At 72.1% G+C, this 25,168-nt stretch carries 21 protein-coding genes; 4 read left to right on the plus strand and 17 right to left on the minus strand.

All coding sequences use genetic code 11. The features are described from left to right. Positions 1-106 precede the first annotated feature (106 nt). The 4 genes from ABD54_RS02180 to ABD54_RS02195 all read right to left on the minus strand — a co-directional run bounded on the left by ABD54_RS02180 (position 107) and on the right by ABD54_RS02195 (position 5,269). On the minus strand, positions 107-1,447 hold the full coding sequence (locus tag ABD54_RS02180; protein ID WP_047867748.1) for an ammonium transporter: 1,341 nt from the start codon (positions 1,445-1,447) through the stop codon (positions 107-109). Positions 1,448-1,916: 469 nt separating this feature from the next. Further along, positions 1,917-3,101, minus strand: a complete 1,185-nt coding sequence (gene ftsY / locus ABD54_RS02185) for a signal recognition particle-docking protein FtsY (protein WP_047867749.1) — start codon at positions 3,099-3,101, stop codon at positions 1,917-1,919. A 130-nt stretch (positions 3,102-3,231) separates the two neighbouring features. Then, positions 3,232-4,266, minus strand: a complete 1,035-nt coding sequence (locus ABD54_RS02190; protein ID WP_047867750.1) for an iron ABC transporter permease — start codon at positions 4,264-4,266, stop codon at positions 3,232-3,234. 1 nt (position 4,267) lies between these two features. Beyond that, positions 4,268-5,269, minus strand: a complete 1,002-nt coding sequence (locus ABD54_RS02195; RefSeq protein ID WP_047867751.1) for an ABC transporter substrate-binding protein — start codon at positions 5,267-5,269, stop codon at positions 4,268-4,270. A gap of 639 nt (positions 5,270-5,908) precedes the next feature. Between ABD54_RS02195 and ABD54_RS02200 the strand changes: the two genes are divergently transcribed. Next, positions 5,909-8,560, plus strand: coding sequence for a S8 family serine peptidase (locus ABD54_RS02200; protein ID WP_047867752.1), 2,652 nt, complete (start codon positions 5,909-5,911; stop codon positions 8,558-8,560). Between the two features lie 228 nt (positions 8,561-8,788). Here ABD54_RS02200 and smc read toward each other — a convergent pair whose 3' ends face one another. The 10 genes from smc to recG all read right to left on the minus strand — a co-directional run bounded on the left by smc (position 8,789) and on the right by recG (position 20,651). After that, positions 8,789-12,334, minus strand: coding sequence for a chromosome segregation protein SMC (smc, locus tag ABD54_RS02205; RefSeq protein ID WP_047867753.1), 3,546 nt, complete (start codon positions 12,332-12,334; stop codon positions 8,789-8,791). A 368-nt stretch (positions 12,335-12,702) separates the two neighbouring features. Continuing rightward, positions 12,703-12,894, minus strand: coding sequence for a hypothetical protein (locus ABD54_RS02210; protein WP_019608670.1), 192 nt, complete (start codon positions 12,892-12,894; stop codon positions 12,703-12,705). 355 nt (positions 12,895-13,249) lie between these two features. Beyond that, positions 13,250-13,537: an acylphosphatase gene (locus ABD54_RS02215; protein WP_047867754.1), complete on the minus strand. Its 288-nt coding sequence runs from the start codon at positions 13,535-13,537 to the stop codon at positions 13,250-13,252. Between the two features lie 59 nt (positions 13,538-13,596). Then, positions 13,597-14,451: a bifunctional DNA-formamidopyrimidine glycosylase/DNA-(apurinic or apyrimidinic site) lyase gene (mutM, locus tag ABD54_RS02220; protein ID WP_047867787.1), complete on the minus strand. Its 855-nt coding sequence runs from the start codon at positions 14,449-14,451 to the stop codon at positions 13,597-13,599. A gap of 7 nt (positions 14,452-14,458) precedes the next feature. Continuing rightward, positions 14,459-15,217: a ribonuclease III gene (gene rnc, locus ABD54_RS02225; protein WP_047867755.1), complete on the minus strand. Its 759-nt coding sequence runs from the start codon at positions 15,215-15,217 to the stop codon at positions 14,459-14,461. 549 nt (positions 15,218-15,766) lie between these two features. Then, positions 15,767-15,943, minus strand: coding sequence for a 50S ribosomal protein L32 (gene rpmF / locus ABD54_RS02230; protein ID WP_013151268.1), 177 nt, complete (start codon positions 15,941-15,943; stop codon positions 15,767-15,769). Positions 15,944-16,080: 137 nt separating this feature from the next. Further along, complete coding sequence (locus ABD54_RS02235; RefSeq protein WP_235431938.1) at positions 16,081-16,626, minus strand: DUF177 domain-containing protein; 546 nt, start codon at positions 16,624-16,626, stop codon at positions 16,081-16,083. A 237-nt stretch (positions 16,627-16,863) separates the two neighbouring features. After that, positions 16,864-17,358, minus strand: a complete 495-nt coding sequence (coaD, locus tag ABD54_RS02240; RefSeq protein WP_047867757.1) for a pantetheine-phosphate adenylyltransferase — start codon at positions 17,356-17,358, stop codon at positions 16,864-16,866. Positions 17,359-17,819: 461 nt separating this feature from the next. Beyond that, complete coding sequence (gene rsmD / locus ABD54_RS02245) at positions 17,820-18,401, minus strand: 16S rRNA (guanine(966)-N(2))-methyltransferase RsmD (RefSeq protein ID WP_047867758.1); 582 nt, start codon at positions 18,399-18,401, stop codon at positions 17,820-17,822. A 42-nt stretch (positions 18,402-18,443) separates the two neighbouring features. Then, positions 18,444-20,651, minus strand: a complete 2,208-nt coding sequence (recG, locus tag ABD54_RS02250; protein WP_047867759.1) for an ATP-dependent DNA helicase RecG — start codon at positions 20,649-20,651, stop codon at positions 18,444-18,446. Positions 20,652-21,109: 458 nt separating this feature from the next. On the opposite strand from recG, the gene rpmB reads away from it, so the two are divergent. Further along, positions 21,110-21,295 (plus strand): 50S ribosomal protein L28, encoded by a 186-nt coding sequence (rpmB, locus tag ABD54_RS26900; protein WP_013151263.1) that lies wholly within the window; start codon positions 21,110-21,112, stop codon positions 21,293-21,295. 151 nt (positions 21,296-21,446) lie between these two features. On the opposite strand, the gene ABD54_RS02255 is transcribed toward rpmB, so the two are convergent. Next, complete coding sequence (locus tag ABD54_RS02255; RefSeq protein ID WP_047867760.1) at positions 21,447-22,112, minus strand: cellulose binding domain-containing protein; 666 nt, start codon at positions 22,110-22,112, stop codon at positions 21,447-21,449. Positions 22,113-22,367: 255 nt separating this feature from the next. Beyond that, positions 22,368-23,360 (minus strand): thiamine-phosphate kinase, encoded by a 993-nt coding sequence (locus ABD54_RS02260; RefSeq protein WP_047867761.1) that lies wholly within the window; start codon positions 23,358-23,360, stop codon positions 22,368-22,370. A gap of 130 nt (positions 23,361-23,490) precedes the next feature. Between ABD54_RS02260 and ABD54_RS02265 the strand changes: the two genes are divergently transcribed. Further along, complete coding sequence (locus tag ABD54_RS02265; protein ID WP_047867762.1) at positions 23,491-23,724, plus strand: Lrp/AsnC family transcriptional regulator; 234 nt, start codon at positions 23,491-23,493, stop codon at positions 23,722-23,724. A 30-nt stretch (positions 23,725-23,754) separates the two neighbouring features. Further along, entirely contained in the window at positions 23,755-24,222 is a 468-nt protein-coding gene (locus tag ABD54_RS02270) for a DUF3515 domain-containing protein (RefSeq protein WP_047867763.1), read from the plus strand. A gap of 125 nt (positions 24,223-24,347) precedes the next feature. Here the strand turns inward: ABD54_RS02270 and ABD54_RS02275 are convergent, their stop codons facing one another. After that, on the minus strand, positions 24,348-25,106 hold the full coding sequence (locus ABD54_RS02275; RefSeq protein ID WP_047867764.1) for a DUF3105 domain-containing protein: 759 nt from the start codon (positions 25,104-25,106) through the stop codon (positions 24,348-24,350). Between the last annotated feature and the right edge of the window lie 62 nt (positions 25,107-25,168).

Raw genomic sequence — 25,168 nt, forward strand, 5'->3', positions numbered from 1 at the left:
AAAAGTGGCTGAGCACACGAACGGGGCTGACGGAGATCTCTCTCCGTCAGCCCCTGGACACCTCGCCGGGTCAGTGGCGCAAGGCCCGCGGCCTCGACGCTGAGGTCTAGGCCTTGGCCTTCGGCGAGGCCGTCTCCCCGCCCGGAGGCGTCGGCAGGGAGACCGCTTCCGTCGCGTCCTCGAGCTCGTCGAGTTCGTCGAAGGCGTAGGCGGACTCGGCGTGCAGCTCGTGGTCGAGCCCGTTGGTCTCCACCTCCTCGGGGATGCGGAACCCGATGACGAGGTGGATGACCTTGGCGATGACCCAGGTGACGGCGAAGGAGTAGAGCATGACGCCGATGACGGCGATGGCCTGAACGGCCAGCAGGCCGACGCCGCCGCCGTAGAGCAGGCCGTCGGAGCCGCCCGCCACACCCGCGGCGACGAGTCCGAGGACCAGGGAGCCGACGATGCCGCCGACCATGTGGATGCCCACCACGTCGAGCGCGTCGTCGTACTTGAACTTGAACTTCCAGCTGATGGCGTAGGCGCAGACCGCGCCGGAGAGCAGGCCGACGGCGATGGCGCCGAGCGGCGTGACGTTGGCGGCGGCCGGGGTGATGGCGACCAGGCCCGCGACGGCGCCGGAGGCGAAGCCCAGCGCGCTGACCTTGCCGTAGCGGATGCGCTCGACGAGCATCCAAGCACCGGTGGCGGCGGCGGTGGCGACCTGGGTGTTGACCAGGGCCAGGGCGGCAGTGCCGTCGGCGGCGTAGGCGGAGCCCGCGTTGAAGCCGAACCAGCCGAACCACAGGAGCGCGGTGCCCAGCAGGACGAACGGCAGGTTGTGGGGGCGCATCGACTCCGAGCCGAAGCCCTTGCGGCGGCCCAGGACGAAGGTCAGGGCCAGCGCGGCGGCGCCGGCGTTGATGTGCACCGCGGTGCCGCCCGCGAAGTCGATGACCGTGTAGCCGCCGATCTCCAGCTGCTCGATCCAGCCCTCGCCCCAGACCCAGTGTGCGACGGGGAAGTAGACGAGGAGCGCCCAGACCGGGACGAACAGCAGCCAGGCGCCGAACTTGGCGCGGTCGGCGATGGCGCCGCTGATGAGGGCCACGGTGATGACCGCGAACATCATCTGGAACCCGGCGTCGACCAGCAGCGGGTAGCCGCCGGTGCCGTCCTCGGCCGCGGGCTCGATCTCACCGATCAGGTTGGACAGGCCGACGTAGTCCAGGCCGCCGATGAAGGTGTCGAGCGCCCCGGGCCCGTCGGAGTAGGTGAGCGAGTGGCCGATGACGACCCAGAGCACGCTCACGACCGCGATGCTCGCGAAGCTCATCAGCATCATGTTGAGGACGCTCTTGGCCCGTGACATGCCTCCGTAGAAGAAGGCCAGGCCCGGGGTCATGAGCATCACGAGCGCTGCGCTGATCAGCAGCCACGCCGTGTTGCCGGAGTCAATCATTGCGTCGCCTCCATAGGACGGACGGGGGATTGTGTCTGTGAGGGCGGCGGTCAGCGAGCGCATCATCGGGCCCGATGCAGAACACCACGCAGGCAACTGTCGGACCGGGGTGTTTCTCGCCAGGGCCAGGTGTGTTGCGCGCCGGTAAAAGGACAGACGGCAGTGTTAAGGCGTCATGAACCGAAGCCGCAGTACGCGCGAACGCACGTGCACCGTCGCAGAGCGACCCCCGTCACACCACCGGAGAGCGATTAAACGACTGCGGAAGGTGACATCTCACGGGATCGGCGGGGGCGCGGTCGGGTACCGGCGCCCGCGCGTTGCACCGGGGTTTCCGTCACGTGTCGTGCGCCACATCCGCGTTCCGGCCGCCGAAGGCCCGGTCGGAGAGGCGCGGACACCAGGAGAGCGGGCGCGAAAAGGCCGGACACCCCTGCGGATGTCCGGCCGTGCGTCGTGGTGTCCCCCGTCACTCCGTGGACAGGATCGCGTCCACGAAGACCTCGGGATCGAAGGGGGCCAGGTCGTCGGGGCCCTCCCCGAGCCCGACCAGCTTGACCGGCACGCCCAGTTCGCGCTGGACCTGCACGATGATGCCGCCCTTGGCGGTGCCGTCGAGCTTGGTCAGGGCGATGCCGGTGACGTTGACGACCTCGCCGAACACCCGGGCCTGGCGCAGGCCGTTCTGCCCGGTCGTCGCGTCCAGGACGAGCAGGACCTCGTCCACCTGGGACTTCTTCTCCACGACCCGCTTGACCTTGCCCAGCTCGTCCATGAGCCCCGTCTTGGTGTGCAGGCGTCCGGCGGTGTCGATGATGACGGTGTCGGCGCCCTCCTCGACGCCCCGCGCCACGGCGTCGAAGGCAACGCTGGCGGGGTCGGCGCCCTCCTCCTTGCGCACGACCGGGGCGCCCACGCGGCTGCCCCAGGTCTCCAGCTGCTCGGTGGCGGCGGCGCGGAAGGTGTCGGCGGCGCCGAGCACGACGCTGCGGCCGTCGCCGACCAGGACGCGGGCCAGCTTGCCGGTGGTGGTGGTCTTGCCGGTGCCGTTGACCCCGACGACCATGACCACGCCCGGGCGCCCGCCGTGCGGGCCGGTGCGCACGGCTCGGTCGGCCTCGGTGGTGATCTGGGCGAGCAGCTCCTCGCGCAGCAGCGCCCGCACGTCCTCCGTGCCGCGGGTGCCCAGGACCTTGACCCGGGTACGCAGGTTCTCCACGATCTGCGCGGCGGAGGCCACGCCGATGTCGGCGGTGATGAGGGTGTCCTCTATCTCCTCCCAGGTGTCCTCGTCCAGGGAGTCGGAGGACAGGAGGTTGAGCAGGCCCTTGCCGAAGGCGTTCTGCGAGCGGGCCAGGCGCGCGCGCAGGCGGACCATGCGCCCGGCCGACGGCGGCGGGGTCTCCAGCTCCGGAGGGGCGGGCTCGACGGTCTCCCGCACGGGCGGAGGCGCCTGGGCGGGGGGCGTGCTGACGGTCCCCGAGTCCCGTTCCCGGTCCTCCACGGCGGTGGCCCCGGCGGCGCCGCCGGTGGGTTCGGGTTCGGTCTCGTCCTTGCCCGGTTCGACCGAGCGCCGGGTCGTGACCAGGAAGAACCCACCGGCGGCCAGGAGCACGACGGCGATGATGATGGCGACGAGCAAGGTGATGTCCATAGCACCTTCCAGTGTTCCAGAGTGTGCGACGCGTTCGCGTCACGGCCGGGTGGCGCGCTGAGAACGAAGCGGGTACCGGTGAACCCCTCCCCTTCCCGAACGCCCCGGAACCACCGGCGACAGCGGGGGCTCAGGTGCCGCGGTGGCGCGTGGTGCGCAGGATGAGCACGAAGAAGGGCGCGCCGAGGAAGGCGGTGACCACGCCGATGGGCAGTTCCGCGGGGGCGACGAGGGTCCGGGCGACGATGTCCACCAGGACCAGGAAGGCGCCGCCGAGGAGCACGGTGACCGGCAGGATCGCCCGGTAGTTGGAGCCCACCAGGCGGCGCACGACGTGCGGGACGACGATCCCCACGAAGCCGATCAGACCGCTCACCGACACCGCGGCGGCCGTGGCCAGGGACGCGGCGCTGATCACCACGATGCGCACTGCGGCCGGATTCAGTCCCAGGCTGACCGCCTTGTCGTCGCCCAGGGCGAGCATGTCCAGCAGGTAGCCGCTGGCCAGCAGGACGACCAGCCCGACCACCGCGTACGGGGCGACCAGCCGCACGTCGTCCCAGCCGCCCCTGCCGAGTCCGCCGAGCAGCCAGGCGAAGATGCGCTGGAGTTCGTCCACGCCCATCTGCTGGACGAGGGTCTGGGCGGCGGACAGGAACGAGGAGACGGCCACGCCCGCCAGGACGAGCGCGGCGGTGCCGCCCCCGCCCGCGGTGGACCCGAGCAGGTAGGCGGCGGCCACTCCGAGCAGTGCGCCCGCGAACGCGGCGACCGGGACAAGGGCGCGCGGGGAGTCGCTGAACTGCGCGCCGAAGACGATGACCGTCGTAGCGCCGAGCCCCGCCCCGGCGGCGGCGCCGAGGAGGTAGGGGTCGGCCAGCGGGTTGCGGAAAACGCCCTGGTAGGCGCCGCCCGCGGTAGCCAGGAGGGCACCGACGAGCGCGCCCATCACCACGCGCGGCAGGCGCAGCTCCACCAGGACGGCCGCCTCCCGTTCGGTGAGGGGGGACCGCGTACCGAACGGCAGGAGGCTGAGCAGGTGCCGGGCGATGTCGGCCGAGGAGAGGGAGGCAGCTCCGGCGGAGACGCCGAGCAGGGCCGCCGCGAGCAGCACGGCCAGCCCGCCCGCGACCCACCCCAGCGCAAGGCCGGCACCGCCCCGCACGTCAGTCCGCCGCGTTCTCGGTGACGGCCCGGCCGACCAGCTCGGCGAACTCGACCACGCGCGGCCCCCAGCGGGAGGCGATGTCGGCGTCGAGCAGGTGGACGGCGTCGTTCTCCACGGCGGTGACGGTGTCGAAGGCGGGGCGCCCGGCCACGTCGGCGACCGTCGACTCGTCCCCGTAGGACAGGAAGATCAGGTCCGGGTTCTGCTCCACGACGTACTCCTGGGAAAGCTGCGGGTAGCCGGCCGCGGCCCCGTCGGCGTCTGCCGCGTCGGCGATGTTGACCAGGCCGAAGGCGGCGTAGACCTGGCCGACGAAGGTGTCGGAGGTGGCGGCGTAGGAGGTCTCGTCGAGCTCCTGGTAGAAGGACAGGCCGACGTCGCGGGTCTCCTCGCACACGCCCTCGACGATCGCGTTGAACTCGTCCTCGACCCGGGTGGCCTCGGTGTCGGCCTCCTCGGTGTGGCCGGTGACGTCGCCGAGCATGCGGATCTGGGCGTAGGTGTCCTCGAGGTCCTGGGCGGCGTCCAGGACGAGCGACGGGACACCGACGTCCTCCAGTTGTTCGGCGGTCGCCTCGGCGCTGCGGGCGAGCAGGACCAGGTCGGGGTCGTACTCGGTGATGGCCTCCACGCTGGGCTCGAAGCCGCTCAGCGAGGTGGTGGGGGCCTCCTCCGGGTAGTCGGAGTACTCGTCGGCGGCCTCGACGCGGTCGCCCGCGCCGATGGCGAAGAGCATCTCGGTGTGGCTGGCCGACAGGGAGACGATCCGCTCGGGGGCATCCCCGACGGTGACCTCGCCGGTGGCGTCGGTGACGGTGACGGGGAAGGTGCCGTCGCCCACGGACAGGCGCTCGGGATCGGGCTCCGGGGGCCCGCAGGGGACGGAGGCGGCCTCGGTGGCGGGCCCGGCCCCGGGCTCGCCGCCGTCCTGTGCGCCGCAGGCGGTCAGGGCGAGCACGGTGCCGAGGAGGACGGGGGAAAGGTGGCGTGCGGTCCGCACGGTGCTCCTTGTCGGGCGGGGGGAAGGAGCTGCACGGTTCCGACGGAGGCGGCCTGTCCTTCCCACGAGGACGGGGACGTCGGTGTCGGGGAGGCGACCTGGCTCGTCCCCCGAGGGGGCCTCACAGTTGCGGGACAGCGCCGGGTTGGACGGCCGGTTGTGGCCGCGCTACCGGACTTCGCTCCGTCGACACCGGTCGGGCCGCCCGCGGGCGGCCCGGAACCTCCAGCGTACTCGGCCCGCCCCCCGCCCCCGCGAGCACCCCGACGGCTACTCTGGCCTGCGCTTTCTCCTGCGGGGCCGCGCTCCTTCGCGGTGGAGGGCCGGGAGGTCGCCACACGGGGACATGCCATCCCTTTTCACGTCTTTTATTGCTTTCGCGAAAAAAGCGAAGAATGACCGTTTTGATTATTTCTGTAAATCAGAGGGGTGGTTCAGCCCCCCGTGTGTCCAGATTGAGCCTTGGTGAGCATTGACACTTTCATGGCACACGGCAATGATCTCGTTGCTATGCGCGCCGATTAACCGATGACGGACATTAAGCGGCGTATCCCCCTGAGCACCACAGTCGTACCCAGTGGGGTACCCCCGCTCCCCCGGTGTCCTGAGGCGCGCACCGAGAAGGGATGTGTTGACAAGGTGGTACCCCACCGCACGCGCCTGGCGTCGCTCGCCGGGTTGACACTCGTAGCGGGCCTGGTCGCGGCCGCACCGGCCAGCGCCGACGAAGCCTCCGAGCTCGCCCCCCTGCACCCCGCCCCCTCCGCCGAGAACGGTGAACTGACCCACCAGGCGAACGGCCTGTGGTTCATCGAAATGGAGAGCCCCCCGACCACCGCCGGCACCCCCTCGACACAGGTCGAGAACGAGCACGAGGCGTTCCGCGCCGAGGCCGAGGAGACGGGCCTGGAGTACACCGAACGGCACTCGTTCGGTGACCTCTGGAACGGCTTCTCCGTGGAGATGGACGACGCACAGGTGGGCACGGCACGGGAGATCCCCGGTGTCAGCGCCATCTACCCCGTCGTCACCTACGAGGTCCCCGAGGGCGACGCCGGTGTCCCCGACCTGGACACCGCGCTGCCGATGACCGGGGCGGACATCGCCCAGAACGAACTCGGCCTCACCGGCGAGGGACTGCGCGTGGCCGTCATGGACACCGGAGTCGACTACACCCACCCCGACCTGGGCGGCGGCGGCTTCCCGAACGACCGGGTGGTCACCGGGTACGACTTCGTCGGCGACGCCTTCGACGCGGGCGACCCCACCACCGCGCCCGCCCCCGACGACGACCCCCAGGACTGCCACGGCCACGGCACCCACGTGGCCGGGATCGTCGGTGCCCGGGGCGAGGTCACCGGTGTGGCGCCCGGCGTGGACTTCGGCGCCTACAAGGTGTTCGGCTGCGAGGGCTCCACCACCTCCGACATCATGATCGCCGCCATGGAGCGGGCCCTGGCCGACGACATGGACGTGCTCAACATGAGCATCGGCTCGGCGCACTCCTGGCCGCAGTACCCCACCGCGGTCGCCTCCGACAACCTCGTCGACGAGGGCATGGTCGTGGTCGCCTCCATCGGCAACGAGGGCGACACCGGCCTGTACTCCGCGGGCGCCCCCGGCCTGGGCGAGGACGTGATCGGCGTCGCCTCCTACGACAACACCCACATCCGGTCCGCGTCGGCGACCGCCAACCCCAGCGGCGAGACCCTGGCCTACATGGAGATGGGCGAGGCCTCCCCGCCGCCCGCCTCGGGCGAGACCGACGAACTCGTCCACGTCGGACGGGGCTGCCCGTCCCTGGGCGACGAACTGGAGGCCGACCCAGAGGGCAGAACAGCCCTGATGGTGCGCGGCGCGTGCACCTTCGCCGAGAAGTACGACGCGGCCGTGGCCGCTGGCGCCACCGGCGTGGTGATGTATAACAACGTCGCCGGCATGTTCGCGGGCGGCGGCATCGTAGACCAGGGCGCCTTCTCCATCGGGATCTCCGACACCTCCGGTGCCCACCTGCTGGAACTCCTGGAGGGCGACGAGCCCGTCACCCTGTCCTGGACCGGTGAGAGCACCACCATCCCCAACCCGACAGGCGGGCTGATCAGCTCCTTCAGCTCCTTCGGCCTGTCCCCCGACCTGGCCCTGAAGCCGGACATCGGCGCGCCCGGCGGCCTGATCAACTCCACCTACCCCATGGCCAAGGGCGGCTACGCCACCATCAGCGGCACCTCGATGTCCTCGCCGCACGTGGCGGGCGGCGTCGCGCTGCTGCTGGAGGCCCGCCCCGACCTCGGCGCGCACGAGGTGCGCGACGTCCTCCAGAACAGCGCCGACCCCAAGGCCTGGTGGGGCGACCCCGACGCGGGCTACACCGACAACGTCCACCGCCAGGGCGCGGGCATGATGGACGTGCCCGGCGCCGTGCTGGCCACCAGCGCCGTGACCCCGGGCAAGCTGTCCCTGGGCGCCACCGGGGGCCAGGTGACCGAGACGGTCACCATCGCCAACGACGGTGACGAGGAGGCCACCTACACCCTGGGCCACGAGAGCGCCCTGGGCACCCACGGCAACACCTTCACCCCCGGTTACAACGACGCCTCCGCCCTGGTGGCCTTCGACCGGGACGAGGTGACCGTCGCCCCGGGCGGCACGGCCGAGGTGCAGGTGACCTTCACCCCGCCCGCCCAGGACTTCGCGCAGATGATCTACGGCGGCTACGTCTCCGTGGCCGAGGCCGGCGGCGAGACCTACCGCGTCCCCTACGCCGCCTACAACGGCGACTACCAGCAGATCGAGGCGATGACCCCGATCACCGACGGCAGCGGCAACGTGCTCGAACTGCCGTGGCTGACCAGGATCACCGAGTGCGGCGCGTTCTCCGGCCTGGAGTGCGTGAGCGAGGGCGGCGGCACGTTCGAGAACCAGCCGGACGGCGCCACCTACACCCTGGAGTGGGTCGACGGCCTGCCCGACGTCCCGTACGTGATCGCGCACTTCGACCACCACGTCACGCTGCTGGAGATGACCGTCGTCGACGAGCGCACCGGGCGCCCCGTGCACCCGGACCGCAACGTCGGGGTGTCGGTGGACCACGTGAACCGCAGCGCGACCGGCACGTCGTTCTTCAGCTACGCGTGGGACGGCACGGTCCTGGACCGCCACGACCGGATCACCTTGGTCCGCGACGGTGAGTACCGCCTGGAGGCCCGCGCGCTCAAGGCGCTCGGTGACCCGGACAACCCCGACCACTGGGAGACCTGGACCTCCCCGGTCATCACCATCGACCGCGGCTAGCAGCGCCCCTTTGGGGCTCCGCTTCGCTTCGCCCCGTGTTCGGGCGCCCGGAAAGCGGGAGACTTCGGCGTCGCCGGCGGATTGGCTCGCTCCTCGCGAATCCGCCTCCGACACCTGCGGAACCCCGCGGGCGCCCGAACCCACGTCGGCCGGGGCCGATGCGAAGAAGCCCGAAGGGGACGTCACCGGGGCCGCTCCCCCTCCCGGGAGGGCGGCCCCGGCCGTGCGTCAGGCGGGGCGCTCCAGCTTCTGGCTGATCACCTGGGAGATGCCGTCACCCTGCATCGTCACGCCGTACAGCGCGTCGGCCGCCTCCATCGTGCGCTTCTGGTGTGTGATCACGATCAGCTGCGAGGCGGCCCGCAGCTCCTCGAAGATCACCAGCAGGCGCTGGAGGTTGGTGTCGTCCAGGGCCGCCTCGACCTCGTCCATCACGTAGAACGGGGACGGCCGGGCCTTGAAGATCGCGGCCAGGAAGGCCACCGCGGTCAGGGAGCGCTCGCCGCCGGAGAGCAGCGACAGGCGCTTGACCTTCTTGCCGGGCGGACGGGCCTCCACCTCCACACCGGTGGTCAGCATGTCCTCGGGCGAGGTGAGCAGCAGCCGCCCCTCGCCCCCGGGGAAGAGCCGCCCGAAGATCGCCGCGAACTCCCGCTCCACGTCCAGGTAGGCGGAGGAGAACACCTCCTGCACCCGGGCGTCGACCTCCTGGACGATGTCCATGAGGTCCCGACGGGTCTTCTTGAGGTCCTCCAGCTGGGCGTTGAGGAAGGCGTGCCGCTCCTCCAGCGCCGCGAACTCCTCCAGCGCGAGCGGGTTGATCTTGCCCAACTGGTTGAGCTGGCGCTCGGCGGCCTTGGCCCGCTTGGCCTGCACCTCGCGCACGTACGGCAGCGGGACCGCGTCCTCCTCGGCGTCGCCCGGAGGGGGCACGGGCACGTTCGGCCCGTACTCGGCGACGAGGGCGGGCACGTCGACGCCCATCTCCTCGCTCGCCCTGACCTCGAGCTGCTCCAGGCGCAGGCGCCGCTCGGCCCGGGCCACCTCGCCGCTGTGCGCCGAGCTGGTCAGCTTCTCCAGGTCGACGGACAGCTCGCGGACACGGGCGCGCACGGTCCGCAGCTCGGCGTCGCGCGCCTCCTTGTCCGCCTCGGCGGCGGTGCGCTCGGCCTCGGCCGCGGCCAGGGACACCGCGATCCGCTCCAGGGCCAGGCGTGCGCCCTCGGCGGCGGCCTCGGCGATGGTGGCCTGCGCGGCGCGGGTGCGACGGCGCTCGGCGGCGCGCTCCATGGCGCGGCGCTCCTCGAACGCCTGGGCGCGCAGCTGCTCGGCGCGGCCCTGGATCGAACGGGCACGCTCCTCGGCGGTGCGCACCGACAGGCGGCGCTCCACCTCCGTGGCGCGGACCCGCGAGGCCTGGGCGGCGAGCTCGTCGCGGGTCTCGGGGTCCGGCGCGTCCTCCTCGATGGAGGCGGTCACCTCCTCCGCCTCGGCCAGCTCCTCCTCCAGCCGCTCCAGCTTGGCGGCCTCCTCTCCGCGCGCGGCGGCGGCCTTGGCGGCGGCGGCAGCGTACCGCTCGGACTCGGCCTCGGCGGAACGGGCCTGCCCGCCCAGCTTGCCCAGCCGCTGCGCGGACTCGTTGCGCCTGCGGTCGCCCTGGCGGCGACGCGCGGTCAACTCCTCGACCTCGGCGGCCAGGTCGGCGCGCTCGCGCCTGCGCTCCTCCAGTTCGGCGGCGATCCGCCCGGCGGCCTCGGTGGCCGTCTCCAGCCTCCCGGCCGCCTCGTCCACGGCCGCCTGGACCTCCAGCAGGCTCGGCGCGGCGGCCGAACCGCCGTGCACCAGCGCGGTGGAGAACACGTCCCCCTCGGGGGTGACGGCACGCACCCCGGGGACCTTGCGGACCAGGTCGCGGGCGGCGCGGGCGTCGGCCGCCAGCGCGGTGCGGTCCAGTAGGGCGGTGACCGCTCCGGCCAGGTGTTCGGGGGCCACCACGGCGTCGAGGGCGTAGCGGACCCCGGAGGGCAGCGCTGGCCACTCCCCCCGGGGCACCGAGGGGATGGCCTGGGCGATGACGATCCCGGCGCGGCCCGCGTCCTCGGACCGGAGCAGGTCGAGCGCGGCCACGGCGGTGTCGGGGTCGCTGACCGCGACCGCTCCGGCGGCCGTGCCGAAGGCCGCGGCCACGGCGGTCTCCTGGCCGGACTCGACCTGGACGAGCGCGGCGAGGCTGCCGAGCATTCCCGGCAGGTCGGCGCCCAGGAGGGTGCCGGCGCCGTCCTTGTGCGCCAGCCCCAGCTCCAGGGCCTCCTTGCGCGCGGCGAGCGCGGCCCGCTCCCCCTCGGCGGTGCGCTCGGCGTCGCGCAGCCGGTTGATCCCGGCGTCGGCCTCGGACAGACGGCGGGCCGCCTCCTCCTGGGCGGCGTCGAGCTCGGCGTCGCCCTCGTCGAGGCCTGCGGCCTCCTCGGCGGCCATCTCGTACTCGGCCTGGGCCCGCTCCGCGCGTTCGGCGGCCTGGCGGGCGGACTCCTCCAGCCGGGTGATCTCGTCCCCGTTCGAGGCGAGTCGGCCGCGCAGGCTCTCCACCCGCGCGGACAGCCGCACGAGGCCCTCCCTGCGCTCGGCGGAGGCGCGGTTGGCGGCCTCCAGCCGCTTCTCCTCGCGGTGCAGGGCGTCCTCGGCGGCGGAGCGCTCGGCGACGGTGGCCTCCAGGGCCTCGCGGGCCTCCTCCAAGCGGGTGAGCAGCTCCTCCTCCTGGGCGGCGGCCTCCTCGGCCTCGATCTCCAGTTCCTCCGGGTCCCTGCGGTGGACGGGTTCGTCGGAGACGGAGGCCAGGTTGCGGTGGCGCTCATTGGCCAGGCCGCGCACGGCGTCCAGGCGCTCGGTCAGGCGCGACAGCGCGTGGTAGGTCTCCAGGGCGCGGGCCAGAGCGGGCGCGGCATCGGCGGCCTGCGCCTCCAGCTCGGCCTCGCGCTCCTGTGTCTGGGCGAGGGCGGCCTCGGCGGCCGCGCGGCGGGCGAGGACCTCCTTCTCGTCCGCCTCCTCCTTTGCGAGCTGGCCGGTGAGGGTGACGATGTCGTCGGCGAGCAGGCGCAGGCGGGCGTCGCGCAGGTCGGCCTGGATGACTGCGGCCCTGCGGGCCAGCTCCGCCTGGCGGCCCAGAGGCTTGAGCTGGCGGCGCAGCTCAGCGGTGAGGTCGGTGACCCGGTCCAGGTTGCCCTGCATCGCGTTGAGCTTGCGGATCGCCTTCTCTTTGCGCTTGCGGTGCTTGAGGATGCCCGCGGCCTCCTCGATGAGGGCGCGGCGCTCCTCGGGACCGGCGTGCAGGACGGTGTCCAGTTGCCCCTGCCCGACGATGACGTGCATCTCACGGCCGATACCGGAGTCGCTGAGCAGGTCCTGGATGTCCAGGAGGCGGCAGGTGTCGCCGTTGATGGCGTACTCCGAGCCGCCGTTGCGGAACATGGTCCGCCGGATGGTGACCTCGGTGTAGTCGATGGGCAGCGCACCGTCGGCGTTGTCGATGGTGAGGCTGACCTCGGCGCGGCCCAGCGCCTGGCGGGTGGAGGTGCCCGCGAAGATGACGTCCTCCATCTTGCCGCCGCGCAGGGACTTGGCCCCCTGCTCCCCCATCACCCAGGACAGGGCGTCCACCACGTTGGACTTGCCCGAGCCGTTGGGACCGACCACACAGGTGATCCCGGGCTCGAAACGCAAGGTGGTGGCCGACGCGAACGACTTGAAGCCGCGCAGCGTCAGATTCTTCAGGTACACCCACACCTCCCACGACGGTCACCGTTGATACACAGCGCGACCACCTAAGGGTGCCACGAAGCGGTGACCTGAGGGCGGGGTTCTGCCTGGTGTCCCGCGCGGACGGCCTCGGGACCCGCGCCCGGACGGGGAAGGAGGGGGATGTCCGGCGGGCACGGAGGGTTGTGGAAGGGCCCGCCGGGTACAACGGTAAAAAGAGCCGCAAGGGAAAGGAAAATCTGCGGCGAAGCGGACTGAGGACAGCGGGCCCGGTCCGTCGACGGTCCCGGCCAGGGACGCCTGACTCGTGTGTTCGGCGTCCCCGTCAGTGGGTCGACCACATCGGGAAGAGCAGCTCTGGCTGCGCCCGAAACGTCGACGGCGTCAGGTCAGGCGAGCGCCGGCTCGCGGTCGGTCGCGCCGGAGGCGGCATCAGTGACGGCCATGCTGAGCTGGTCGTTCTGTGCCTGGAGACGGCTGATCTCGTCCTCGAGGTCGCGTACCCGGTTCTGGAGCCGCCGCACCTCCGAGACCATCCGAGGGTCGGAGACGCCGACGTGGCCAAACAGAGCCTTCGCCATGATGTGGGTCCTCCACGCTGAGTGACCAGTTATGATCCGCGCACGTGATGCCCCGTGGAAAGCCGACCGATGGCGGTCCGGCCCGGGTGGAAGATCTGCGCGATTCGTCTTCCAGAGTCTCACTGTGCGCGCCGCTGGTCAAGATTGGATTACGACAGTCCGTAACGGCCACGCCCCGGACAGGTATCCCGGGCAGGTGGCAGCGCACGATCCGAACACGGCTACCCCGGTCCGGCCGGAACGCGCGGACCGGCCGCACGATGGTCGCCTCACACCCCGCGAGACCCTGCCGCGAACCCCTGGGGGCCGCCGCGGTCGCGCGGTGTGCTCGAATCGCGTTACCCCACAAGCATACTCACCGTTCGTCGAAACCGGTGAACGTCCCCCCAGACGAGGACCAACGTTCGACCACGGAGTCCACACGACCGGGTGTTGCGCCGCCCCGGAGATGGCCAAGGAGCCGCTCGCACGCGTCCTTGGGACCCTCGGCGACCACCTCGACGCGGCCGTCCCGGAGGTTCGTCGCCGCCCCGACCAGACCCAGCTCCAGTGCCTTGGACCGCGTCCACCAGCGGAAACCCACGCCCTGCACGTGCCCGCGCACCCACGCGGTCACCCGGACGGCCTCGACCTCGTCCCCCACGGACGGACTCCTTACTTACCTGGCAGACATACTTTGCTTGCCGACACGCCAAAGGGGCCTTATTTTCGGCCGCGGGGCGCCCTCTGGCAGGTCGGACAGCTGTAGGAGGAGCGGTTCATGAACGCCTCGCGCACGATCAGGGCGCCGCACCGCCCGCACGGGCAGTCACGGCGGCCGTATGCGTTGAGCCCGCGCTCGAAGTAGCCGCTCTCACCGTTGACGTTGACGTACAGGCCGTCGAAGGTGGTGCCGCCCACCTCCAGAGCCTCGTTCATCACCTGGCCCACGTGACCCAGCAGCTCCACCGCCTCGGCTTCGGACAGCCCCCGCGTCGAGCGCGCCCAGTGCAGCCGGGACCGCCACAGCGCCTCGTCGGCGTAGATGTTGCCCACCCCGCTGATCAGCGACTGGTCCAGCAGAGCCCGTTTGACCTCGGTGCTCCGGGCCCGCAGCGCCCGCACGAAGTCCTCGGCGACGAAGTCGGGGTCCAGCGGGTCCAGGGCGATGTGGTCCACCGACGAGGGCACGTCCTCGCGTACCCCGGGCACGTCCACCATCAGGTGGCCGAAGGTGCGCTGGTCGACGAAGCGCAGCTCGGTGCCGTCCGACAGGGGCAGGCGCACCCGCAGGTGCCTCTCGTCGGGTTTGCCCTCGGGCTGGACCAGCATCTGCCCGCTCATGCCCAGGTGGGTGAGGAGCATCTCCCCGTTGTCCAGGACGAGCCACAGGTACTTGCCGCGTCGCCGCGCGGCGGCGGGCACGCGGCCCGACAGGCGGGCGGCGAAGTCGGAGGGACCCGGCGGGTAGCGGCGCACCGCGCGGGGGTGCAGGACCTCGACGGCGCCGATGGTGCGGCCCAGGGCGTGTTCGGCCAGGCCTCGCCGGACGACCTCGACCTCGGGGAGTTCGGGCACGGCCGCCTCACCCCTGCCCGTCGCCGGGGACGGCACCGGCCGTGCCCGCGGTGCCGGCGGCGGCCTCGGAACGGGCCTTGATGGCCTTCCACGCGGACTCGGCGGCCTGCTGCTCGGCCTCCTTCTTGCTGCGCCCCTCGCCCAGACCGTAGCTCTCCCCCGCGACGCGGACCGTCGCGCGGAAGGTCTTCTGGTGGTCGGGCCCGCTCTCGTCCACGTGGTACTCGGGGACGCCCAGCATCTCGGCCGCGGTCAGCTCCTGGAGGGAGGTCTTCCAGTCCAGACCCGCGCCCAGCCCGGAGGCGGTGGCGATGAGCGGGTCGAAGAGGCGGTGCACGAACTCCGAGGCCACGTCCAGGCCGCGGTCCAGGTAGACGGCGCCGATGACGGCCTCCAGGGTGTCAGCGAGGATCGAGGACTTGTCGCGCCCCCCGGTCCCCTCCTCACCGCGGCCGAGCCGGATGTAGGCGCCGACGCCCAGCCCCCGGGCGACGTCGGCGAGGGCGCGCATGTTGACCACGGCGGCGCGCAGCTTGGCCAACTGCCCCTCGGGCAGGTCGGGGTGCTTTCGGAAGAGGGTGTCGGTGACCACCAGGCCGAGCACGGAGTCCCCGAGGAACTCCAAGCGCTCGTTGGTGGGCAGGCCGCCCTTCTCGTAGGCGTAGGAGCGGTGGGTCAGCGCCCTGAGGAGGATTTTCGGATCGACTTCGACCCCGATGGCCTGGTGGAACGCCTTGGCTTCGGAGACGGGGAGTTGGTTGGCCACTCGTTCACTTCCCTGTTCGTACGCGCCGGGCTGCGGCGCGCGGACGGCTGGAGTCGGGTGCGGCCCCCGCGGCTCCGTCAGGGTGCTCGAAAACGAGGTGACCGTCGCGGGAGGCTCCGCTCCCCCGGCAACCACCACGAACTCGGGAACCCGGGAGAGCCCGGACCGCCGTGCGGCGCGCGCACGCTCCCGCGCGCCGGTGCTCGTCGTGTATCACGGTTTGTTCCTTGGGATCACTCTACAAACCCGCCTACGGCGGCGCTCAAGGAGTACGAGGACAGGGGGCCGAATCCACGCGGACACCGCCCGCACCGGCGCGGGCACCCGCCGCGCACGCGGAGCGGCACGGGCACGGGCACGGGACTCGGCACGTGCGCGGGGACGGACGCTCCGGGCGCCGGGCGCCCGGTGACAGCACTTCGGGGCGGACCCCTGTGCGGGATCCGCCCCGAGATGGCTGGGGAACCGGGTGCGAGGACCCGGGACCCGTCATCCGCCGGACGCGTTCGGCTGCGGTGCGCAGGACCAACGATGTGATCCACGGCACGCCTAGGCCGGGTTGGTGACCTGGCGGTTGTTGTAGGTGCCGCAGGTCGGGCACGCGATGTGGGGCTGCTTGGGGTCGCGGCAGCGCGGGCAGTTGACCAGCACCGGGCGCGACGCCTTCCACTGGGAACGGCGGGTCCGGGTGTTGCTCCGCGACATCTTCCGCTTCGGGACGGCCACTTCAATCCTCCTGGGTCACCCCCGCGCGGTCGCGGGAGGTCGCTTCTCTCGGTCACCCCGCGCACTGTGGCGGGGAAGGTGTGCCCCGGTCGGCGGGGGCTCGCCCGGGGGCGGCCATCCGCGATCGGTGCACGAGCTCATCGTTCGCCGGGGTCGTCCGCGATGTCGCGGAGCGCCTCCCAGCGCGGGTCGATGTTGTCGCCGTGGCCGTGGTCGGGCCCGGCCTCGGCGAGTTTGGCACCGCACTCGGAGCACAGGCCGGGGCAGTCCGGACCGCACAACGGTGTGAGCGGGAGCGCGAGCACGACGGCGTCTCGGACCACGGGTCCGAGGTCGAGGAGATCGCCCTCCAGATAGTAGTCCTCATCCTCGTCGTCCGCGTCCTCGCCCGCCCCCGTCACCGCGTCGTCGTCGGCGGAGTAGCGGTACAGCTCCTGGAATCCGGCCTCGACACCGTCCGAGATCGGGTCCAGACAGCGCGAGCACTCCGCTGTGAGCTGGCCGCGGACGGTACCGGTGACGAGGACCCCCTCCATCACCGCCTCCAGGCGCAGGTCCAACTCGACCTCGCTGCCCTCGGGCACGGCCGCCATCGCCGTGGCGAACGCCTCGGGAACGGTGACGATGCGGTTGACGGTCCGCATCGACCCCGGCTGGCGGCCCAGCTGGCGTGTGTCGACCACGAACGGGTCACGAGGATCTAGGCGAGACAGGGTCATCGGGCTTTCACGAGGGTTGCGGGCGCAGCACCGGCGCGCGGGAGGCGTCGCGTGCGACGGGCGCGGCCGGTGTCGGGGCACGCCGAGAACCGACGGTGCCCATGGTCAAACCGAGATTGTACCCAGCATGTACCCTGCCGCCCAAATCAGTCCCGGCCCGGTGGCGGGACGGGCGGCGGAGCCGAACGCCCGGGGCCCGGATCAGAGGCCCTCGGACCTCCTCTGCGCGTACTTCTCGCGCAGGCGCTCCTGGACGTAGGGGGTGACCAGGCTGGAGACGTCCCCGCGGTGCTGGGCGATCTCGCGCACGAGGCTGGAGGACAGGAAGGAGTACTGCGGGTTCGCCGTCATGAACACGGTCTCCACGCCGGAGAGCTGGTAGTTCATCTGGGCGATCTGGAGCTCGTAGTCGAAGTCGCTGACCGAGCGCAGGCTGCGGACGATGGTCTCGATGCCGTTCTCCCGGCAGAAGTCGACGAGGAGGCCGTCGAACTCGCTGATCCGGACGTTGTCGAACCCGGCGGTGCCCTCCCGGAGCATGTCGAGCTTCTCCGGGACCGTGAACAGGCCGCGCTTGTTGACGTTGTTGAGCACGGCGGCGACGACCTCGTCGTACTGTTTGGCCGCCCGGCCGATGATGTCGATATGACCGTAGGTCACCGGGTCGAAGGAACCCGGGCAGACGACACGGCGCACGGTGGATCGCCCCTTTCAGCAACGAACGACGTTCGGGTACCGCGATGGTAGGGCTTGGCCCCGGCGCGGATTCGGGCACCACCCGTTTAGCGGTCGTCTTCGTCCGTGGTGGGGACGTGTGCGCGCTTTGGGCGCACCGCCCGCCGTGACGGCCGAAGCGGGTTTCCCCTCCCGAACCGGCGACCTCCTCCTGGCCGTGTTCTAACCCCGCTTCCCTCCGCCGCCCGGGAGGCGCGCCGGGACCGGAGGCCGGGCGTGCGGGGCGTGGCCCGCGGTGAGGCGCGCGGACCGGGACGGGTGTGGCGAGGGTGTCGGGCGCTGGTGGGCGACGGGCACGGAAACACCGCGCCGCAAGCGTCAGGTGAGGGTGGTGGTGGGCGACGGGCACGGAAACACCGCGCCGCAGGCGTCAGGTGAGGGTGGTGGTGGGCGACGGGCACGGAAACACCGCGCCGCAGGCGTCAGGTGAGGGTGGTGGTGGGCGACGGGTGGGCGTACCAGAGAACCGCTTCCCCGTAACCCCGGCTGCGGTCGCGCTCCAGGCCCTCGGGCCAGGAGGGTTCGGGGCCGCGCTTGGAACGTTCGACGACGACCACGGCGTCCTCGGCCAGCCAGCCGCGGCCGACCAGGTCGGCCAGCACCCCGGCGACCTCGGCGTCGGTGACTGCGTAGGGCGGGTCGGCGACGACGAGGCCGTAGGGGTCGCCGGTGTTGTCCGCGCCGACCACGCGCTCCACACGGTCGGCGACCAGTCGCGCCCCGGGGAGCCCGAGCGTCTGGATGTTGCCCCGCAGCACCTGGGCCGCCCGGCGGTCGGCCTCCACCAGCAGCGCGTGCGCGGCTCCCCGGGACAGCGCCTCCAGGCCGATGGCCCCCGAGCCCGCGTACAGGTCCATCACACGGACGCCGTCGAGGGAGCCGAGGTCGGACTGGACGGAGGAGAACAGCGCCTCGCGGGCCCGGTCGCTGGTGGGGCGGGTGTTACGGCCCTCGGGGACGGAGATGCGCCGTCCACCGGCCGTACCGGCGATGATGCGGGTCATGCCCCCACGGTAGCGGCCGGGGCGCGCGGGCGCCCCGGCCGTTCAGGCCTTGTCCAGGTACTCCGCCCGTTCCTCTGGCAACAGCGTCTCCAGCGCCCGGACCAGCGGCGGGTGCCCGGTCAGTCCGGGATCGGCCGCAACGTAGGCCGTCGCCTCCTCGCGCGCGTCCCCGATGAGTTCCTCGTCCTTGAGCAGGGTGAGCATGCGCAGGCTGGACCGGGCGCCGGACTGCGAGTCGCCCAGCACGTCGCCCTCACGGCGCATCTCCAGGTCCACCCGGGAGAGTTCGAAGCCGTCGGTGGTCGCGGCCACCGCCGCCAGACGTTCCCGCGCCGGGGAGCCCTCCTCGGAGTCGGTGACCAGCAGGCACAGCCCCGGCAACTGACCCCGGCCGACCCGGCCGCGCAGCTGGTGGAGCTGCGAGACGCCGAAGCGGTCCGCGTCCATGATGACCATCACTGTGGCGTTGGGCACGTCCACGCCCACCTCGATGACGGTGGTGGAGACGACGGCGTCGGTGTCCCCGGCCGAGAACCGGCGCATCACCGCGTCCTTGTCGTCGGGCGCCATCCGGCCGTGCAGGACCTCCACGCGCAGTTCGGAGAGCGGCCCCTCCCGCAGCCGCGCCGCCACGTCGAGCACGGCCAGGGGCGGCCGGGCGCCCGCGGCCTCCTCTCCGTCGCCCGCGCGGACCTCCTCCTCCGCCTCCTCCTTGACGTCGTCGCCGATCCGCGGGCAGACCACGAAGGCCTGGTGCCCGCCGCCCGCCTCCTCCCGGATGCGCTCCCAGGCCCTGGCCAGGAAGTGCGGCTTCTCGCTCGCGGGCACCACGTGCGTGGACACGGGCGCGCGACCAAGGGGGAGCTGGGTGAGGGCGACCACGTCGAGGTCGCCGTAGACGGTCATCGCGACGGTGCGCGGGATGGGCGTGGCCGTCATGACCAGCACGTGGGGGCGCCCGTCCACGGCCTTCTCCCGCAGGGCGTCGCGCTGCTCCACGCCGAACCGGTGCTGCTCGTCGACCACCACCAGCCCCAGGTCGGCGAAGGACACGTGCTCCTGGAGCAGGGCGTGGGTGCCCACGACGATCCCCGCGGCGCCGGACGCCGCGTCGAGCAGGGCCTCCCGGCGGGAGGCGGCGTTCATCGAGCCGGTGAGCAGCGCCACCCGCGTGGCGTTCTCCGCGCCGTCGATCTGCCCCGCGCGGCCGAGCGCGCCGAGCATGGCGCTGATGGACCGGTGGTGCTGCTGGGCCAGGACCTCGGTGGGCGCGAGCATGACGGCCTGGCCGCCGGAGTCCACGACCCGGAGCATGGCCCGCAGCGCCACCAGGGTCTTGCCCGCGCCGACGTCGCCCTGGAGCAGGCAGTGCATGGGGTGGGCGGCGTCGAGCCGCTCGGCGAGGCGTTCGCCCACCTCCCGCTGGCCCTCGGTGAGCGCGAACGGCAGTCGGGCGTCGAAGGCGTCCAGGAGGCCGCCGACCGCGCCGGGCCGGGGCTTGGCGGGCAGGTCCTCCGCGCGGTGGCGCCGTTGGGCGAGCGCGAGCTGCAGGACGAAGGCCTCGTCCCACTTCAACCGGCGGCGGGCGGCACCGACGTCGGACCACTCCGCGGGCCGGTGGATGCGGCGCAGGGCGTCGGCGACACCGAGGAGTCCGCGCCGTTCGCGCAGTTCGGGGGGCAGCGGGTCGGGCAGGCTGTCCACGTCGGCGAGGACGATGTCGACGGTGCGGGCGATGGTGGTGGAGTCCAGGCCCTTGACCGCCGGGTAGACGGGGATGAGCTCCTCGGCGTAGGCCCGGGCCCGTTCACCCTCGTGGCCGTCCTCGTCGAGGAGTTCGTACTGGGGGTGGTCGAGCTGGCGGCGGCCCTTGAAGGTGGAGACCCGGCCGGAGAACATCGCCAGGCGCCCGGGCACGAGGGCTCCCTGGTGGTAGGAGCCCCGGTTGAAGAAGGTCAGGTGCAGGCGCCCGGTGCCGTCGGTGACGGTGGCCTCCATCATGTCCATGCGGCGCCGCCCCTGCCGCGCGGGCACGGTGCGCCGCTTGGCGTCCAGGACGCGGGCCTGCACGGTGACCTCCTCGCCCTCGCGCAGTGCCGCGAGGTCGGTCAGGTCGCCGCGCCGGTCGTACCGGCGCGGGTAGTAGCGCAGCAGGTCGCCGAGGGTGTGCAGGTCGAGCTTCTCGGCGAGGGCCTTGGCCGTCTTACCCCTGAGGGGCCCCCTGCTCAGCGGTTCGTCCCAGGTGCTCACGTGTGCTTCCCGTCTCGGATCGCCGGTCACCGCCACGGTAGTCCTCCGGTGCGACGCTCGCGCGCCTTCCCGCCGCCGCGGTCGGCCCCTCGTCACGGGGACGGGTCCGGGGCACCGCTGTCGGGGCCCCGGGCCGGGGCGCCCGGCGGCGGTTCTCCGTCGGCGGCTCCCGCCCCTCCCGATCGGGGTATACTCGTCGGAGTTCATCGCGTTTTCGCCATGCCCGCGTGGCTGATTCGATGCTCTCGGTGGTCAACCGGGTCGTTCTCGACCACGGCGCGGCCCACCATCACACGTACGGACACCGGTCGTAGGCCCGCACTGCGCGTCGGGCCAGGTCCTTCGTGTAACCTTCCACGGTTGGCGTCACCGTCAACCAGTCCGCCCGACCTCTCCCGGTCGGATGAACCTTCGCGTGCGGCGACGTGCGCGATCCCGAGCGCTTGAATGGAGTTACCGTGGCTTCCGTCTGCGACGTCTGCGGCAAGGGACCAGGGTTCGGTAACAGTGTTTCCCACTCGCACCGTCGCACCCGCCGCCGCTGGAACCCCAACATCCAGACCGTCCGCACCCGTGTGGGCGGCACGCCCAAGCGCGTGAACGCCTGCACCTCGTGTATCAAGGCCGGCAAGGTGACCCGCTAGGGTTCCCGCCCTCAGGACCTTCCATGGAGGCCTCCGACCATCTCGGTCGGGGGCCTTCACCCTTGCCGGGAACCTGTCGGACGCCGGGTCCCGCGCAGCGCGGCGCGCGCCTCGGCCTGCCGCGGACCCACGAGATCCCCCGCTCCCCCGTTCACAGTTCGCAGACGTGCCCGTTGAGGGAGCAGCGGACCGGGCTCTGCGGCACACCGGTCGCCTCGAATGTGAGCGCCACCGAGTCGCCGGGCTCCAGGCTGCCCTGGTCGGCGGGTCGGCGGGCCAGGATGCCGTCCTCGATCCTCGCCCATTCCGCGCCGTTGACGTGCGTGACCTCGGCGGAGTCGAAGGCCAGGGCCAGCTCCCAACCGTCCAGGCTGGCCCGCGAGGTGTTGGTGACGGTGACGTGGCCGCTGAAGCCGACCGCCGTGGAGTCCGTGACGCGGTAGACGACCGTGGTCGGCTCCGAACCCGCCTGGGTCTGCGGCCCCTGCGACCCCCCGCCCTCGGCCGCGGGCTCCTCGGTGTCGGTCCCGGGCGGGGCGTCGTGCGTGGGCTGGACCCCGTCCTGGGCTCCGGGGGCCTCGGTCGCGCCGGGGGTGCCGCCGAACTGGAGGTAGATCTGGGTGGTGCTGTACCCGAACAGGAGCAGGCCCAGGATCACGCCCGAGACGACGAGCACGTTGAGCAGCCGCGGGGGTTCGACGCGTTTGGGGACCGTGCTCTCGATGAGGCCGCCGAGCCGCCGCAGCACGCCGACGTCCTCCGGCTCGCTGCGGTGCGCACCCCGGCGGTTGCCGTTCCGCCAGCCATGCCGCCCCATAAACCGCCCCTCGACGTTGCCAGCGCCCTCCACCGAGAGCTCCCGGTCTCGGTCCCTCCCTCGTCGCCCTCCGCCGTGCTCGCCCCGTCTGGCGCGGGGTACACCGGCGAAGCCGTGGTTTCCTGCTCCGACCGTCGGTCGCTCCCGGGGACTTCCTGGGGCCTCGGCGTCCCACGGGGCGGGTGCCGCGCCCGGAAAGGCCGCGTTGGCAAAGCCTAGCGCGAGAGTTAAACAGGACAAATCCCATCGGGCGCCTCAGCGCCGGAAATGATCCCATCCTCCGCGAGGTGGAACCCGCCCGTCGATAGTGACCGGAATTGTGTTTTCCGACGCGGTTTCACCCGTTGTTCGCACAACGGTTCCCACTCTGGACCAGTGAGCGGGCAGAACGGTGCGCGGCGGGAACACGGCGGCGAGGGCGTGGTCCTCTCCCCCGGCGACCATCAGGTCGCGCGCGGCCCGCTCGGCCGTGTCGGCTCCGGCTCCCAGGACTCGGACCGCCTCGACGAGAGCGGGCTCGGGGCGCAGCGCCTCCCCCTCGAGGTCGATGCGCACGCCGCTGGCCCGGCAGACGTGTGCGAGGTCCTGGGCGAGGCCGTCGCTGACGTCGAGCATGGCCGTGGCGCCGAGCCGGGCCGCCTCCGCCCCGAGGGCGTAGGGCGGGCTGGGCCTGCGGTGCTCGGACAGGCACTCGGCCGGGCCGTCGATTCCCTTCTCCAGCAGGGCGAGCCCCGCGGCCGACAGCCCCAGACGGCCGGTGTAGGCGACCACGTCGCCGGGGCGGGCGCCGTCACGGCGGACCGGCGCCCGCCCCTGGAGGTCGCCGAGCGCGGTGACCGCGATGGTGAGGGTGTCCGAGCCGACCATGTCCCCGCCCACGACGGCGCCGCCCGCGACCGCGCACTCGTCGCGGACCCCGGCGGTGAACTCCTCCGCCCAGGACACCGGGAGGTCTGCGGGAGCGGCGAAGCCGATGAGCAGCCCGGTGGGGCGGGCGCCCATGGCGGCGACGTCGGCGAAGTTCTGCGCGACGGCCCGGTGCCCCACATCGCGGGCGGTGGACCACTCGCGCCGGAAGTGGCGGCCCTCGACCAGCAGGTCGGTGGTCGCGACCGTCCGGCCGTCGGGGGACGCGACGACGGCCGCGTCGTCCCCGGGTCCCAGGATTACATCGTCCGTGGTGGGGAATTGGCTCGTCACGCGTGCGATCAGAGCGAACTCACCAAGCCCCCCAATGGTGTTCCGCACAGGGATCAGGGTACGGTGACGCTCCGGCGCGGTGGTCCGGACCCACGCTTGTCATCCGTCCGTCATCGGCCGCACCCCGGCTCGGCCCTGAACCACTCGCCGCTCCGACCGGCGACACGAAGGAGTACTCATGGTGCAGGCATACATCCTGATCCAGACCGAGGTCGGTCAGGCAGCCGAGGTGGCGGGGCGCATCCTGGGCATCGAGGGGGTCGAGAAGGCCCACGACGTGACCGGGCCCTACGATGTCATCGTCCAGGCCAGCGCCGAAGACATCGATTCGCTGGGCGCCCTCGTGGTGGCCCGGATCCAGCGGTTGGACGGCATCGCCCGGACTCTCACCTGTCCCATCGTCAACATCTGACGCATCGCGTCATCCGGAGCGGGGTCTGCTGTGCTGAGTCGGTTCGCGTACGGCGGTGTGGTCGCGGCCCTGGCCCTGGTGGCGACGGGATGCGGCGCGCAGACCGTGCGGATGCAGCCGCCCGAGCCGGACGCGGCGACCGCCGGGGTATGCGCCGACCTCGTCGCGGCGCTCCCCGACACCCTGCTGGGAGCGGAGCGGGCACAGGTGCGGCCCGACTCGAAGCTCACGGCCGCCTGGGGCGACCCGCCCATCGGAGTGCGCTGCGGAGTGGAACGCCCGGTGACGCTGACCAGCACCTCCTACCTTCAGGAGGTCAACGGTGTTCCGTGGTTGCCGCAGCCGGAGGACGCCCCCACCATGTATACGGCGATCGGCCACGAGGCCTACGTGGAGCTGTCGGTCCCGGCCGCCCACGGCGCCCCCGCCGCCGCGCTGTCCACGGTCAGCGACCTGATCGTCGAACACGTCCCCGCGCTTCCCGAAGGGGAGCTGTGACACGGCGCCCGCGCTGACGCCGACGCCCCGTGCGACCTGTGGACGACACGCGCGCAGGGCCGCCAGCCGACGCTGACGGCCCCACGTCGGTCACCACGGGGTCACGGTGACGGTGGAAAGTCCCGTCAGTCCTCCGCCCCTGCCGACTCCTCCGCGGACGGCTCGTCCCCGGCGCCCTCCTCGGCTCCGGCGTCTCCGCCCTCGGGGCCCTCCATGGTCCCGGCGTCCACACCGGCGCCGCTGCCGAGCATGGCGTCGACCTCCTCGGCGTTCTCGGCCACGCCACCGGAGCAGGCTGCGCCCGGCTCGGGAACGTCGGTGCCGCGCTCGTAGAGCCGCACGAAGCGCTGGAGGTTCTCGTCGTCGGCGCTCTCGGCGGTGATCTGGCGCCCCCAACTGGAGGCGACGATCGGCGCGTCCAGCTCACCCGCGTAGGGACTGACCACCAGGTAGTCGCCGGAGCTGTACATGTCGGTCAGCGCCTGCACCTGGTCCTCGGGCAGGTCGGGCCGGTAGTTGATCCACACCGCGCCGTGCTCCAGGGAGTGCACAGCGAACTCGTGGGTCACCGGCTCGGTGTAGACGCCGCAGTTCTGCCAGGCGTTCCAGTGGTCGCCGCCCACGGGCGGGTTCTGCTCGTAGTCGACGCGCTGTCCGGTGTCCACGTGGACGTAGGAGCCGACCTCGTACTCCTCCACCCCCGAGATCGTGCGGCTGCGGAACTCCATGAAGACGAGGAAACCGATCAGACCCACGACCAGGACCACGGCGGTCGTGATACCGGTGGTGGTAAGGATCTTGCGGCGGCGTTCCTCTTTGAGGCGTTGCGCCTTCAACTCGGCGGCGCGGCGGCGACGCTCCTCCGCCGTCTTCTTCTTGGCCACTGGTGTCTCCTGGGATGGATGGTGACATTAGGGACTTACCTATCCTCTACTTTGGCACCAGA

This window comes from Nocardiopsis sp. RV163, from assembly GCF_001029525.1.
Classification (GTDB): domain Bacteria; phylum Actinomycetota; class Actinomycetes; order Streptosporangiales; family Streptosporangiaceae; genus Nocardiopsis; species Nocardiopsis dassonvillei.